The organism is Salinisphaera aquimarina (assembly GCF_042643355.1).
In the GTDB taxonomy this organism is placed as follows: Bacteria; Pseudomonadota; Gammaproteobacteria; order Nevskiales; family Salinisphaeraceae; genus Salinisphaera; species Salinisphaera aquimarina.
The window spans coordinates 61,647-77,030 of the sequence record NZ_JBHRSS010000004.1; the positions used below are offsets into that span (position 1 = coordinate 61,647).

At 63.2% G+C, this 15,384-nt stretch carries 10 protein-coding genes; 1 reads left to right on the top strand and 9 read right to left on the bottom strand.

Going from position 1 to position 15,384, the window contains the following annotated elements:
* Positions 1-7: 7 nt before the first annotated feature.
* From ACFOSU_RS10660 to ACFOSU_RS10670, 3 genes are all read right to left on the bottom strand, one after another.
* The gene (locus ACFOSU_RS10660; RefSeq protein ID WP_380689375.1) at positions 8-1,081 is read right to left on the bottom strand and encodes a 2,3-butanediol dehydrogenase; all 1,074 of its coding nucleotides are present in this window, start codon (positions 1,079-1,081) and stop codon (positions 8-10) included.
* A 259-nt stretch (positions 1,082-1,340) separates the two neighbouring features.
* Complete coding sequence (locus tag ACFOSU_RS10665; RefSeq protein ID WP_380689378.1) at positions 1,341-2,117, bottom strand: SDR family NAD(P)-dependent oxidoreductase; 777 nt, start codon at positions 2,115-2,117, stop codon at positions 1,341-1,343.
* Between the two features lie 334 nt (positions 2,118-2,451).
* A complete protein-coding gene (locus ACFOSU_RS10670; RefSeq protein ID WP_380689380.1) occupies positions 2,452-4,317 on the bottom strand; it encodes a sigma-54-dependent Fis family transcriptional regulator in 1,866 nt (621 codons plus the stop codon).
* A gap of 167 nt (positions 4,318-4,484) precedes the next feature.
* Here ACFOSU_RS10670 and ACFOSU_RS10675 point away from each other — a divergent pair, with 167 nt between their 5' ends.
* The gene (locus ACFOSU_RS10675; protein ID WP_380689383.1) at positions 4,485-6,512 is read left to right on the top strand and encodes an oxidoreductase; all 2,028 of its coding nucleotides are present in this window, start codon (positions 4,485-4,487) and stop codon (positions 6,510-6,512) included.
* A gap of 23 nt (positions 6,513-6,535) precedes the next feature.
* On the opposite strand, the gene ACFOSU_RS10680 is transcribed toward ACFOSU_RS10675, so the two are convergent.
* From ACFOSU_RS10680 to ACFOSU_RS10705, 6 genes are all read right to left on the bottom strand, one after another.
* Entirely contained in the window at positions 6,536-7,591 is a 1,056-nt protein-coding gene (locus tag ACFOSU_RS10680; protein WP_380689385.1) for an NAD(P)H-dependent flavin oxidoreductase, read from the bottom strand.
* 135 nt (positions 7,592-7,726) lie between these two features.
* Positions 7,727-9,775: a choline BCCT transporter BetT gene (betT, locus tag ACFOSU_RS10685; RefSeq protein WP_380689389.1), complete on the bottom strand. Its 2,049-nt coding sequence runs from the start codon at positions 9,773-9,775 to the stop codon at positions 7,727-7,729.
* A 57-nt stretch (positions 9,776-9,832) separates the two neighbouring features.
* Positions 9,833-11,347, bottom strand: coding sequence for a choline-sulfatase (betC, locus tag ACFOSU_RS10690; protein ID WP_380689391.1), 1,515 nt, complete (start codon positions 11,345-11,347; stop codon positions 9,833-9,835).
* 804 nt (positions 11,348-12,151) lie between these two features.
* A complete protein-coding gene (gene recQ, locus ACFOSU_RS10695) occupies positions 12,152-13,960 on the bottom strand; it encodes a DNA helicase RecQ (RefSeq protein ID WP_380690014.1) in 1,809 nt (602 codons plus the stop codon).
* Positions 13,961-13,962: 2 nt separating this feature from the next.
* Positions 13,963-14,670, bottom strand: a complete 708-nt coding sequence (gene trhA / locus ACFOSU_RS10700; protein ID WP_380689393.1) for a PAQR family membrane homeostasis protein TrhA — start codon at positions 14,668-14,670, stop codon at positions 13,963-13,965.
* Positions 14,671-14,784: 114 nt separating this feature from the next.
* Entirely contained in the window at positions 14,785-15,360 is a 576-nt protein-coding gene (locus ACFOSU_RS10705) for a cytochrome b (protein WP_380689395.1), read from the bottom strand.
* Positions 15,361-15,384: the final 24 nt, after the last annotated feature.

Consider the following 15,384-nt stretch of genomic DNA (forward strand, 5'->3'; position numbering starts at 1 on the left):
CGGTTTTTCATTGACTCAGGTCGATAAGTATCTTGAGTTGATCGCCCGTCGGATCGAGCAAGGCATCGAAGCCCTGCTCGATGGCATTGCTCAGCGAGACCGTGCGCGTGACGATCATCTCTGCCGGGACCTGACCGCTGGTGATCAGGCGTGCAACCCGTGGCCAGTAATGCGTCGGATAAGCCCATGAACCGCGAATATCGACATCCTTGAACGTCACGTCGAACCAATTCAACGGATTCTCTCCAGGATGCAATCCGGTCTGCACCACTACCCCTTGCTTGCGAACACTATCCAGACAGGCTTTTAGGGCATGCTCGCTGCCGGCGCATTCGATCGCGACGTCGCAACCCACATGGCCTTCGGTCGCCTCACGCAGGGTGTCGCCGACATCCGAAGCGGCCGGATTGATCGTGACCACGCCTGGTACCGCCTCGCTTGCCAGGTCTAGCCGCTTGTCGTTAACGTCGGATACGAAGAGCTGGCTGGCGCCGGACGCCCGTGCGGCGAGCAGCGCAAGAATCCCGATCGGCCCAGCCCCGGTTACCAGAACACTGTTGCCTGCAGCCACCCCACCGCGATCGCAGGCGTATACCGCGACAGCTGTGGGCTCGACCAGAGCGGCCTGGCGATCAGTCATGCCGTCGTCGATCACGAACACGTTGTAATCATTCACGAGCGCGGCTTCACTCATACCGCCATGGTTCCAGCTCAGCCCCACCAGTGCCAATTCGCTGCTCAGATGGAACAGACCTCGGGCCGCGTAGTAGTCTCCTGTCCGGGGCATGACCAGCGGCTGGATCGACACGCGATCGCCTTCGCGCGCGTTCTCCACGCCCCGCCCGACCGCTGTCACTACCCCGCCGAACTCATGCCCGAGCACCTGCGGGCTGCTTGCACCAGTGAACGAATGCGGCTCTCTGGGTACGAAGATCGGCCCATAGGCGTATTCATGCAGATCAGTTCCGCAGATACCTGCGAAACGGTTTTCTACCCGAACCTCGCCGGGCCCTGGATCGGGTGGAGTCTCAATTTCGTCGATCCGCAAATCCTTTGCGGAATGAAAACGAAGTGCCTTCATTGTGATTCTCCTCCAGATTACTGTAAGCGAAGCCGGCGCGTTGTCGGCAGAGCAAAACGCGGACCAATCGGGCAACGTTTTGTTGTCATTGAAGTTCTGTTTTTTTAAGTCTGTTTTCGGGGTGTTGGCCGACGCGTGCTGCAACGGTGTTCGCCTCAGGTGTGGCACACAGCCACAACATCGACCGTCCCTTCGCTAAAGAAGATCGAACGGCCGAGGATCCGCAAATACGAAGTCTCGAGCCCCGTGGCAGTCGCGGTTAGAGCGAAAAGCCGCCGTCAACTGCGATGGCTTGACCGGTCACGTGTTCGGCACTCGCCAGATAGACGGCCAACTGCCCCATATCGGCCGGTGTCTGGGCAACGCCCTGGGGCAGCAGCGTTTTCTGATGGCGCGCCCAGGACTGTTCTTCGGTCTCACCCGCTTCGCGCCAGCGTCCGGCCAGGCCTTCTTCACCGCGCCACATGCCAGTGCCGACAATGCCCGGGCACAACGCATTGACGGTTATACCTTCGGCTGCCACCTCTTTCGCCACAGCATTGCTGAAGCCGATCACGGCGAACTTGGAGGCGGAATAATGTGATAGGTCCGGAAAACCGATCTTGCCCGCGATCGAGGCGATATTGATGATCCGTCCGAACCCGCGCGGGCGCATCACACGCAGCGCGGCCTGTGTACACAGGAAGATGCCGCGGACATTGACCTGCATCACCCGTTCCCAGTCCTCGAGAGTGAGTTCACCGACGGATTTGATGCTGATCACCCCGGCGTTGTTTACCGTGATCCCCAGTGGACCGAGCGCCGCTTCTGCGCCTTCGATCATGGCGTTCACGGAATCCGGATCGGCCACGTCGACCTGCAGCGCAATGCTGCGCCGACCACTCTTTTCGATTCTTGCGGCGGTCTCGCGCGCGATGTTGATATCGAGATCCGCTACCGCGACGTCCGCGCCCGCGTCTGCCAATGCCAGCGCGATACCCTGGCCGATGCCTCGGCCCGCGCCGGTAACCAGTGCTATATGTTTTTCCAGTCTCATCGCTCTCTCCTCATGCATGCAGCGGGCGCGCGGACGTGGATGGTTTACACCGTGCGTTACGTCGACGACCGCTGTGGTTCGCGTTTTAGTTGTAGTCTCGGCGCCCTTGGGCGCATCAGAGCAAGCAGAGCAATTGCCATGCCGGCTGAGTGAGTGCGAACCAACGCACTGACTAGAAAAGAGAAACAGAATCGATCAGATCGAGCGCATAATTGCCGGGCGAGGCATCGCGCAACGTGTTCTTGCAACAGGTGTTGCATCTAGTGGGTGCGGCAAATGGCGGCAAAGCGCTGTGCCGTAGATCGTAATGAAGGCGTCCGGTGTCTGGTCGGTGTCAGCTTGACCCTTCGCGTTTAAGTCTGCGATGCACGGTCGAGCGGTTGACGCCGAGCCGACGTGCCAGTTCGGATACATTGCCGTCGCAAGCGGCCAGCTGGATCGACAAACCGCTGCCTCTAGACTCGCCGTGGCGCACGTCTGCCGGTAGGTCCGCCGCCTTCACGACATGGTTTTCACACAGCGCGCAGCCGACTTCCAAGGCGTTGCGAAGCTCGCGCAGATTGCCGGGCCAGTCGTGCTGGCGAAGGATCCGGCAGGCACTCTCCTCAAGCCGATATTCCTCATCGTAGCGGTCGCATATGTTCCGAAGGAGATGATTGACCAGTGCATCGAAGTCCTGTCGTTCGCGCAGCGCGGGCAGGCGCAGCGTGGCCGCGTTCAGCCGATAGTAGAGATCTTCACGAAAACGGCCCTCGGCGACGAGTTCGGCGAGTTGGCGGTGCGTGGCGGAAATCACCTGCAAGCGCACGGGGCGCGGTTTGTGACCACCCACTGGCGTGACTTCACCCTCGGAGAGCACGCGCAGCAGGCGACTCTGCAAAGCCGTGGGCATATCGCCGATCTCGTCGAGAAACAGCGTGCCGCCGTCGGCGGCCTCTATCAGTCCGGTCTTGCCACTCTTGGCCGCACCGGTGAAGGCGTTGGGGACGTAACCGAACAGTTCCGATTCGATCAGGTGCTCGGGGATTGCGGCGCAATTCACCGCGATGAACGCGCCCCGGCGGCCGTAAGACTCGTGGATGGCTCGGGCCAGCATCTCTTTGCCGGTACCAGTTTCGCCTTGGATGAGCATGGCAATGGAGCGTGCGCCGAAACGAGCCGCCCGATGCTGAATCGCATCCATGTGGGCATCGCCGAAACTCAGCGCCGATAAGGCGCCCGGTAGCGGCTGCGACGCGGCTGCGGCACGTCGTGCATGCGGCTTGGCTGGCGACATCGCACTGGCGAAGCACAGGGGTTCACCGTTTGCATGCAGCAGACGTTCACCGGCGGGTCGGCCGCGCATGTAGCGCGGTAGATCGTCGATCTCCAGATCGAAAAACCGCGAAATGGGCTGACCCAGTAGTGCTCTCGTCGCCGGTACCTGCATGCCGACCGCGCGTCTCAGGGCGTCAAAGCCGCCGTGGGTCATCCCGGTGATACGGCCGGAGCCGTCCAGCGAAATCGCGGCGTCCGGATCGATATCGAGAAAATCCGGCAGCCGCGATAGTCGCAGTACCCATTCGTCGCGGGTCCGCGCCACGAGATTGGCCAACTCGATGCGGCGTGCCGTCGCGGTCACAAGATTCAGCGCGAGTTGCTGACTGGTCTTGGCGGTGGGTGAACACAGCTGCGAGATGTCGAGCACTGCGGCCAGATCTCCGAGCGTGTCGAATATCGGCGCGGCGGTACAACTGAGTCCGGTATGCGTGGGATCGAAATGATCGTCCTGATGAATCACGACAGCTTCGCGACTGGCCATGCATGCGCCGACTGCACAGGTGCCTGCCCTGCTCTCCGACCACTCCGCACCCAGGTAAAGCCCTGCCTTGCGCAGTTCGCGATCCATGCGCGGATGGCCGAGATAATCGACAGCGACGCCGCGGGCATCGGAGAGCAGCAGCACATAATTCTGTTCGGCCACGTGGTCAAATAGGGTCGACAGGCCGGACCGACTGATGCGGATCAGCTCCTCCGCCTGTTCCTGGTGTTCGCGCAACGTCGCGTGGGGAACAATGTAGGCCCGCTGCGGGGCCGAAGGATCGAGCTTGTAGTCGTTGAGGCAGCGCAGCCACGACTGCACCACCGGTTGGTCACGCACACTCGTGCCACCGGAGGCAACGTGCTCGATCTCCTCCACGTGCGATTGAATTGTTGTCATGCCGCACTCTCCTTCTCGATCGAGACTGACACACGCGTCGTCGAGCGACAATCCTGTTCCTGCTGGCGGATCGCGAGGCTCGAACGCCCACCCACGCGGTAGTCTCCATTACCAAAACCGAAAAGCTACACTTTCGTCTGAAGCCGCCCACTCCGTGAGACACCACCGTGACGCATCCGACCTATCCGAAACTCTTCGAGCCGCTGGATCTCGGTTTCACCACGCTTGAGAACCGGGTATTGATGGGCTCCATGCATACCGGTATGGAGGACTTCTTCTGGCACTACGATGAGCTGGCGACCTATTTCGCAGAGCGCGCGGCCGGCGGCGCCGGACTGATCGTCACCGGCGGTATTGCACCGAACGTGGCGGGTTGGGTATCACCGATGGCGGGTCAGATGAGCCATCGCCTGCACGTCTGGCCGCACCGCAAGATCACCCGCGCGGTGCATGCCGAGGGCGGCAAGATCTGCATGCAGATTCTGCACGCGGGTCGGTATGGCTACCATCCGTTCATCGTGTCCGCGTCCGATCGCAAATCGCCGATTACCCCTTACAAGCCCAAGCGGCTCACTACTCAAGGCGTCAAAAGCACCGTTCGCGACTATATCCGCTGTGCCGAGCTCGCCCGCGAAGCCGGCTACGACGGCGTCGAGGTGATGGGTTCGGAGGGCTATCTCATCAACCAGTTCCTGGTCGAGCGGGTCAACGACCGCGACGACGAATACGGCGGCAGTGTCGAGAACCGCCAGCGGATTGCGGTCGAGATCGTCGAAGGCATCCGCAAGGCGGTCGGGCCCGATTTCATTCTCATCTATCGTCTGTCGATGCTCGATCTGGTCGAAAACGGCCAGCGCTGGGAGGAGATCGTACAGTTGGCCAAGGCGGTGGAGGCCGCCGGCGCGACGCTCATCAATACCGGTATCGGCTGGCACGAGGCGCGCGTGCCCACTATCGTCACACGCGTGCCGCGCGCGGCCTTCGCCTGGGTCACCAAGAAACTCAAGAGCGAAGTCGCCCTGCCGCTGGTGACCACCAATCGCATCAACATGCCGGACGTCGCCGAAGGCCTGCTCGCCGACGGCACCGCTGACATGGTGTCCATGGCGCGGCCGTTTCTTGCCGACCCGGAATTCGTCAACAAGGCGGCCGCCGAGCGCGCCGACGAGATCAATACCTGCATCGCCTGCAATCAGGCCTGCCTGGACCATACCTTCAAATGGAAACGCGCCAGCTGCCTGGTCAATCCTCGCGCCGGCAGCGAGACCACGCTCAATTTCCCGCCCGCCAAACACATCAAGAAAATCGCGGTTGTCGGGGCCGGCCCGGCCGGGCTGGAAGCCGCCACACGGCTGGCCGAGCGCGGCCATGCGGTCACGCTGTTCGACAGCGCGCCCGAGATTGGCGGCCAGTTCAACATGGCCAAGCGGATTCCGGGCAAGGAAGAGTTTTATGAAACGCTGCGCTACTACAAGCGCAAGATCGAACTCACCGGCGTGACGCTCAAACTCGACACCCGCGTCGACGCAGGCGATCTGCAGGACCAGCGATTCGACGAGATCGTGATCGCCACCGGCGTGAATCCACGCACGCCCGCGATCGACGGCATCGAGCACCCCAAGGTCGCATCCTATGTCGACGTCATCCATGGCCGCGTCGAGGCCGGCGCGCGGGTCGCCGTGATCGGTGCGGGCGGCATCGGCTTCGACGTCAGCGAGTTTCTGACCCACAGCCGCCCGTCCCCCGCCGAGGACACACAGCTGTTCTACGATGAATGGGGTGTGGACTCGACGCTTGCGAACCGCGCCGGCCTGAAGAAACCCATGCCCTCGCCGTCGCCGCGCGCGGTATTTCTGCTCCAGCGCACCGACGACAGGGTCGGTCGCGGCCTGGGCAAGACCAGCGGCTGGGCGCATCGCGCCTCGTTGCAGCACAAGGGCGTGGAGATGCTCGGCGGTGTGGCCTACGAGCGGATCGACGACGCCGGCCTGCATATCCGGGTCAAGGACGAAGCACGGGTGCTCGATGTCGACACGATCGTGATCTGCGCCGGTCAGGAAACCCGCCGCGATTTGGCCGATGCACTCAAACAGCGTGGTATCAAGAACCATATCGTCGGCGGTGCCAAGCTGGCCGCGGAACTCGATGCCAAGCGCGCCATCCGCGAGGCCGCCACCCTGGCCGCCTCGCTGTAAGGGCGGCCTCCTCGGCAGTTACATCAAACGCTACGCAGGTAGTCGCGGATATCGGCCACCAACTGGCGTGCCGTGGTCTGGCGGCCGAGCCGTGCCGCCTGGCCGGCCCATAGCGACATGAATTCCGGCTGGCGCTGCTTGCTGGCGGCGGCGCGCACGTCCTTGGTCCAGGCGTTCTGGATCGGATAGTCGGGCAGCGTCGATTCGAGATCGGCCATATCGGTGATGAATCGATTGCGTATGCCGCGCGCTGGCTTGCCGGAAAAGGCCCGCGTGACCGTGGTATCGACCGCGCCCTCATCCAGCAGAGCACGCTGATGCGCCGGATTCGCCCCGCTTTCCTGGCACAGCAGAAATGCGCTGCCCATCTGTACCGCACTGGCGCCGAGCATGAAGGCGGCGGCCACGCCGCGACCGTCCATGATCCCGCCGGAGGCGATCACCGGCACCGTGACGGCGTCGGCGACCTGCGGCACCAGCGACATCGTGCCGATGAGCGCCTGTTCGAACGGATGCAGGAACGTGCCACGATGGCCGCCGGCGTCGGAACCCTGAGCGACGATCATGTCCACGCCGGTCTTTTCCAGCGCCACGGCCTCGGCGACGGTGGTCGCCGTGCCGATGACGCCCGATCCGGCGTCCTTGAGTCGTTCCACCTGAGTCACGTCCAATGCGCCGAAGGTGAAGCTGAACACTGGCACACGGGCCATGACCACAGCCTCGAACTGGGCTTCGAAAGATGGCGCATAGCGCTCGGGCGGCACGGGACGCTCGATGCCGAGTTCGCCCCTGAATATATCCAGGCGGGTGTTGCTGCGTTCGACGCGCTCGGCGTCTTCGGTCGGTGGCCGTGGCACGAACAGATTGACCGCGAAAGGCCGCTCGGTGAGCGAGCGGATATCGTCTATGGCGTCGTCGAGCGCCGCGGGCGCCATATAGCCCGCGCCGAGCGAGCCCAGCCCGCCGGCGTTGGAAACCTCGGCGACCAGTTCGGGGGTGGTGGTGCCACCGGCCATCGGCGCCTGGATGATCGGCGTTTCGATGCCGAGCGACTTGGTGCAGCGTGACGGGATCTTCATCGAGCGAGGGCTCCATGCTGAAAATGATGCACACCACATACTGATCGCCGCGCCTAGTCAAGATTGGCGGTGAAGGCTGGCCCAGGAGGCGCTCGCAAAACGGGCCGCCGGTCGTCGCGCCGACGGCCGCGATGGCTACGTCTGCGCGTCCGGAATGCTCGTGTGGCCGGCCGCGGCCCGATTGAGGTGCAGGAAATGCAGATGCGTCTCGTATTGATCGAGTACGTCATCGATCACCTGCGCTTTCGAATAATCCATCAGGTCATAGCCCTGACTGCCTTCGGTGAGATACACCTCGAGGCGGTAGTACTCGGCGTTCGCGCGCTGTGCCCGAATTGCGAATGTCGGCGTGGTGAACTGCCGCGGCCATACCTGGTAACTGAAGTTCTGTTCGTCGGCCAGCGATACGTCCAGAGACAGATGCTTTTTATCCTCGTCGCCTTCACTCACTTCGACCGCCACGCCCTGCTCGCGCAGCGCCCCGGCGACCTCGTCCAGGGCGGGACGGACTTCGCGGTCCAGGTAACGCACCACGTGGCGGTAACTGGGAAAGCTCATTGCCCGCGACAGACGCCGCTGCCAGCTGATCGCCTCGCGTCCGGCGCTGAGGGTTCGGCTGGACAGATGCCCGGGCAGGCTCACGCGCTGGCTGTCCTGCTTGACGGCTTCCATCTTCAGCGCCTTGTAGAGCCCGGCCATCATGAAGAACATCACGATCGAAAACGGCAAACCGGTAATCACCACCGCGCTCTGCAGCGTCGACAGGCCGCCGGCAAGCAGGAGTGCGAGCGTGAGCACGCCGATGATGGCCGACCACAGCACCCGCATCCATACGGGCGCGTCGCTGTTCACGTCCTTGAGGATGGACGTGAAATTGGACAGCACCAGCGCGCCCGAATCACCCGAGGTGACGAAGAATACGATGCCGAGCACGCTCACCACCAGCGTCGAGGCCAGCGGCCAGGGATAGGCGCTCAGAAACAGATAGATACCCGACGGCGGATTGGCCAGCACCTGCTGGCCGAAATCGGTGCCGCCGTTGATGGCCAGGTCGATCGCGCTGTTACCCAGCAGCGACATCCAGATCATCATGAACAGGATCGGCAGCGTCATCGTGCCGACGACGAACTGCCGGATCGTGCGGCCGCGCGAGATGCGAGCCAGAAACAGCCCCACGAACGGGCCCCAGGCAATCCACCAGGCCCAGAAGAACAGGGTCCAGGAATTGAGCCATTCGGTCGGGCGATCGAAGGCATAGGTGTTCATCGACAACGTCAGAAAATGGCTCAGATAGTCGCCGAGATTGGTGACCATTGCGTTGAGCAGGAACAATGTCTTGCCGGTGACCAGCACGAACACCAGCAGCACGATGGCCAGCAGGATATTGAACTCGGACAGGCGGCGGATGCCCTTCTCCACCCCCGTCGCCGCGGAAATGGTGGCGAACGCCACGATCATCACCACTAGCACGACCTGCGTGAGCGTAGTGTTGGGAATGCCGAACATGTAGTCCAGCCCGAAGCCGAGCTGGATGATGCCGATACCCAGCGCCGTGGCAATGCCGAATACCGTGGCCAGCACCGCAGCGATATCCACGGCGTGGCCGATGCCGCCATGAATACGGTCGCCGAACAACGGATAAAGTGCGGAACGAATGGTCAGCGGCAGATCGTAGCGATAGCTGAAAAACGCCAGCGCCATGCCGATCAGCGAATAGATCGCCCAGCCGGATATGCCCCAGTGCAGAAAGGTGAGTTCCATGGCGTGGCGCGCGGCGCTGGCCTGGTCGGCCGGCGCATTGGGGGCGTTATAGAACTGTGTCAGCGGTTCGGCGATGGCGTAGAAGATCACGCCGATACCGATGCCCGCGGAAAACAGCATCGCCGCCCAGGAAAAGATATTGAAATCCGGCGTGGACTCTTCCGGCCCGAGCCGGATGTTGCCGAAGCGCGACACCGCGACGCCGATGACGAACACTAGATAGATGATGACCGTCAGAAAGTAGTACCAGCCGAAACTTTTTGCGATCCACGCCATGATCGTGTCGATGACCAGACTCGCCTGTTCGGTGAACAGCATGGTCAGCACGGAAAAGACCACGATGCCGATCACCGAGCCGTAGAATACGACCGGATTGAGTCGGTCCTCGGTAACGGCGTTTGCGTTGTCGTTGTCTGTGTTCATCGAGTTCCCCCTGAAAAGACGCGCGGTATCCTGCCGGCGCGTCGTTCTGATTCGTGACTACTCACCGCGCGGAAAGCGTTGCGCGTCCTCTAGTTCGTTCAGGTCGTGGTGATTGCGCATATAGCGGTCGGATGCCGCCTGCAGCGGCTGGAAATCCCATGGGTAATATGCGCCGTTACGCAACGCGTCGTACACGATCAGCCGTCGTGCCTGACTTTCCCGCACCTCGGCATCGAATCGATCCAGATCCCAGCGCTGTGCAACCTGTGCACTGAACAGGCGACAGGTTTCGGCGTGGGCCGGGTCGGGCGCGAGGTTTTCCAACTCCCGCGGATCGTTATCCAGATCGAAAAGCTGCGGCGGATCGATCGTGCAGTGGTTGTATTTCCAGCGCCCCTGGCGGATCGACACCAGCGGCGCCTGGCTGCCTTCGGCGGCGTATTCCATGTAGACGGGTGCATCACGCGGTTCGCCCCGGGCCAGCGGCAACAGCGACTGACCGTCGGTCCAGGGCTCGATCGCGGCCAGATCGATACCCACCAGATCGGCGAGCGTGGCGTTGACGTCGATCGAGGACACCGGCGTGTCGACACGCGCGGGCGCCAGCCCCGGCGCGCTGATCATCAACGGGATGCGAGCCGAGCCTTCGAACGGACTCATCTTGAACCACAGCCCGCGCTCGCCGAGCATGTCGCCGTGGTCGGACACGAACAGCACGATGGTGTTGTCGGCCATACGCGTGCGCTCGAGCACGTCGAGAATGCCGCCGATCTTGTCGTCGATATACGAGATATTGGCGAAGTAACCGCGCCGCGCGTTGCCCACGTGTTCCGGCCGGATATCGAAGTTGCGATAGTTGTTGGCCTCGAACAGTCGCTGCGAATGCGGGTCCTGATCGGCGTAGGCGATCGGGTCGACCTCCGGCTGAAGATGCGCGCAGTCCGCGTACATATCCCAGAACCGGCGGCGCGCCACATAGGGATCGTGGGGGTGGGTGAAGCTCGCGCACAGGCACCACGGCCGCTCATCGTGGCCGCGTGAGAGATCGAACAGCTTCTGTTCGGCCAGGAACGCGACCTCGTCGTCGTATTCCATCTGGTTGCTGATTTCGGCCACGCCGGCGCCGGTCACCGAGCCGAGATTGTGATACCACCAGTCGATGCGCTCGTCCGAACGACGGTAGTCCGGGGTCCAGCCGAAGTCGGCCGGATAGACGTCGGTGGTCAGCCGCTCCTCGAAACCGTGCAACTGGTCGGGGCCGACGAAATGCATCTTGCCGGACAGGCAGGTGCGATAGCCGGCCCGCCGCAGATGATGCGCCCAGGTGGGCACGCTCGACGGGAATTCGGCCGCGTTGTCATACACGCCCGTGCGTGACGGCAGCTGCCCGGACATGAACGCGGCGCGACCGGGCGCGCACAGCGGGCTGGGCGTATAGGCGTTGCTGAAGCGCACCGAGCGTTCGGCCAGGCTGCGCAGATGCGGCACGTGCAGGAACTGCGCGGGGCCGTCGGCGAACAGGGTGCCGTTTACCTGATCGGCCATGATGACGAGGATGTTGGGTCTTCGCATAGTCAGGTCGATATCATCCGGATCGAATTGTCGGGCAAGCGCCTTGCCGCAGCCGGGCGCTTTGCAGCGCGCGACGCTTGTTCACTTTCGAACGCCGCAAGGTCCCAGCGGAATAAAGCAAGGCCCGTGCCGTCCGCATAGGTAAGCGATGCGGGATAGCGGCAAAAAGCGCCATGTCCGTTCGCGGCGCGTACTGTGCGCCGACGTCGCAGCAAGAGGCGATCGGACTGAGGTCGGGCGCCGTTCCGCGGCTTTCACGGCAGGTAGGCCCGCCAACACCCGCTGCCATTGAGCAATAGCTCAGTATCTTCGGGCTCGGGTCACACGCCAGATTCGCTCCAGCGTGTTCGCAAGACTACACAGGTATGCGCACGCCTGCATACAGCACGGTCGTGAGCATGATCGGCAAAAGCGCTGCTTTCAGCCCCGAAAAAGGTCGATGCGGTGAGCACGCGCGCCGCGAGGGGCCGCGCTCGTTCGCGGTGTCGCACCGATCGCGGCGAACGACGTCAGATCCACCGGCCGGCACACCTCGAGGTTCTTTCGATTGTCCGGCGGCGTGCCGGGGCGCGGGCGTACGACGGTGGGGCGATACCCGGCTATTCGACCGGGCAGTGGGCGCCCGAATGGCACAGACCGCGAACAGCTTGCCGAACTGCTCCCGCGTACCGGGCGCCGACTCGCGGTCACCGCCGGGTGCCTGCCGCAGCCGGCGAGCGAGTCGTCGGACATGTGCGCGATCAGCGCTTCCATGTTCCGGCCACCATCGCGATTGACGACGCGGCACGCCCGACCGGCGTCGTTTCAGGCGCTGTGGGCCGCGATCAGGTCGATGAAGGCACGGCCATAGGCGTCACGTTTCTTTTCGCCGACGCCGGGTACGTCTTCGAGTTCGTGTTTGCTGGTGGGCCGGCGGGCGAGCATTTCCCGCAGCGTGGCGTCGTGGAAGATCACGTACGGGGGCACGTCCTGTTCCTTGGCGAGATCGGTACGCAGCCCGCGCAGCGCTTCCCACAGCGGTTCGTCCTCGATCTCGATCGGCGGCAGGTCCTTCTTCAGGCGGCTGCGGCTGCGCTTGGCACTGCGATCCACGCGCAGCTCCAGTGTCTGCTCGCCCTTGATCAGCGCCTTGCTCTGCCCGGCCAGACGCAAACCGCCGAAGCGTTCGTGCTCGACCTGCAGATAGCCGAGCGCGATCAGCTGCCGCACGACCGAGCGCCACTTGCCTACCTCGATATCTGCGCCGACTCCGAACGTCGATAGCTGGGCGTGGCCCGTGGTGCTGGCGCGATCGGATTCGACGCCGCGCAGATGATCGACGATATAGCCGGCGCCGAAACGCTGACCGGTGCGGTAGACCGCCGACAGGGCCATACGCGCGGCGCGGGTGGCGTCCCAGGTGTCCGGCGGATTGAGACAGGTATCGCAGTTGCCGCAGGGGTTTTCCAGCGTCTCGGCGAAATAGCCGAGCAGGTGGATACGCCGGCAGCTGGCGAGTTCGCAGTAGGCGAGCATGGCATCGAGCTTGGCGCGCTCGACGCCCTTGCGTTCATCCGGCGCATTGCCCTGCTCGATCATGCGGCGGCGCTGGATGACGTCGTTGAGCCCGTACAGCATCCAGGCGTCGGCCGCGGCGCCGTCGCGGCCCGCGCGTCCGGTTTCCTGGTAATAGGCTTCGACGCTGGCGGGCAGGTCCAGATGCGCGACGAAGCGCACGTCGGGCTTGTCGATGCCCATGCCGAAGGCGACCGTCGCGCAGATGATCACGCCCTCTTCGCGCAGAAACCGCGACTGGTGATGATCCCGCAGCTGTGCCGGCAGACCGGCGTGGTAGGCCAGCGCGGTCTTGCCCCGGCCGTTGAGCCAGTCCGCGGTCTCTTCGACCTTGCGCCGCGACAGGCAGTAAACAATGCCGGCGTCGCCGTCGTGCTCGCGGTCGATGAAATCCAGCAGCTGGTCGCGGGCCTTGCCGCGTTCGGCCACGCGATAGCGGATATTCGGCCGATCGAAGCTGTGCAGATAGGTATCGGCCGCCTCCAGGCGCAGACGCTCGATGATTTCCGCGCGCGTCGGCATGTCCGCGGTGGCGGTGAGTGCGAGGCGTGGTACTTGCGGGAACTGATCCGCGAGTGCCGCGAGTTGCCGATATTCGGGGCGAAAATCGTGGCCCCATTGCGAGACACAGTGGGCCTCGTCGATGGCGAACAGCGATACATTGCAGCCGTGCAGCAGATCGAGCGTGCGCGCCTGCATCAGCCGTTCCGGCGCCACGTAGAGCAGGTCGAGCGAGTCGTCGCGCATGCCGCGTTCGATCTTATTCTGAGCGCGGCCGTCGAGGGTCGAATTGAGGAATGCGGCGTTGACGCCGAGCTGGCGCAAGGCGGCCACCTGATCCGACATCAGCGCGATCAGGGGCGACACGACCACGGCCACGCCGGGCCGAACCAGCGCGGGTATCTGATAGCACAGCGACTTGCCGCCGCCAGTGGGCATGAGTACGAGCGCATCGCGCCCGGCGCAGACGCTGTCGATGATCTCGGCCTGACGGCCGCGAAACGCGTCGTAGCCGAATACGCTCTGCAGAACGGAAAGCGGTGTGGGGTCGGCCGTCACGCTCACTGGAGCAGGCTGATCGCGGAGGGCGCGAGCGGTATCACGTAGAACAGCACGGCAAAGAAATGAAACACGCTGCCGCCGATCACGAACAGATGCCAGATCGCATGGTTGTAGTGCAGCCCGTTCCACGCATAGAACGCCACGCCTACCGTGTACGAGATACCGCCGGCCAGCAGCAGCCAGACGCCGCCGGGTGCGACGTGTTCGATCACCGGGCCGATCACGAGCACCACGATCCAGCCCATGGCCACATAGAACGCTGTCGACAGATAAGGGACCTGGTTCAGGCGCGTGAGCTTGATCACCACGCCGCCGATCGCCAGCGCCCAGATCGCCACGAACAGGCCCCAGCCCCAGCCACCGCGAAGGTTCACCAGCGTGAACGGCGTATACGTACCGGCGATCAGCACATAGATCGCCAGATGATCGAAGACCTTGAGCACGTTCTTGGCGCGCGGCGGGTGCACGGCGTGGTACAGCGTCGACGACAGGTGGCTGAGGATCAGGCTGACCCCGAAGATGGTGACACTCACCACATGCCAGACGTTGCCGTAGAGGGCAGCGTAGACCACCATCACCACCAGCCCGGCGATCGACAGCGCGGTGCCGATGCCCGAGGTGATGGCGTTGGCGATCTCTTCGCCGAGCGTATAGCCGGCGCTGTTGACCCGTCGCTCGGACGGGTCGTTTTCAAGGACTGTGCTCATGCGAGGCATTCTGCCACGAGCGAACTGTATTTGCCGGGTCAATCGAGCCGATAGCGGACGCCGTTGCGGCGCTCTGCGAAGTCGCAACGGCCGTTCTCGAAGACGCCGTGCGCGCTACTTTTCGGCTATCCCGCTCGTCATCCGTCGCAGGATGTCGTCGCGTCTGCCGAAATGATGAAACAGCCCCGCGCAGGCATGCACCAGCACGAGCGTCCAGACCAGCCATGCGCCGAACCAGTGATGCAGCGTCTTGAGTGGCTTGAGCAGGTCTGCGTTCAGGCCGGTGGTCTGGAACAGCGCCGTGTCCTTGAACGCGGTGATATCGAACAGGCCGAAGAAATGGGTGTCCGCCCCGGTGCTGACATAGCCCGAGAACGGCATGAACAGCAGCAGGAAATAGAGCAGCGCGTGGGACAGCCGGGCGCCCTGTCGATGTCGGGGTGACAGCGATTGCAGCGATGGGCGTTCGTTGCTCTGGCGCCAGAGCAGGCGCAGCAGCATCAGACAGCCAATGCTCAGGCCAATCGAAAAATGCCAGTGAATCAACGTGCCGTGCCAGTAGGTGTCCTTTTCCGTGAACCACATGCGGGTGTACATCGTCACGTACGAACCCGTCAGCAGAACGGCGACGCTCCAATGCAACCACTTCGCCACGCTGCCGTATTCCAGGCGGGTGTTGCGCAAGCCCATTGAAATCCCCTGTTTCGAATTAGT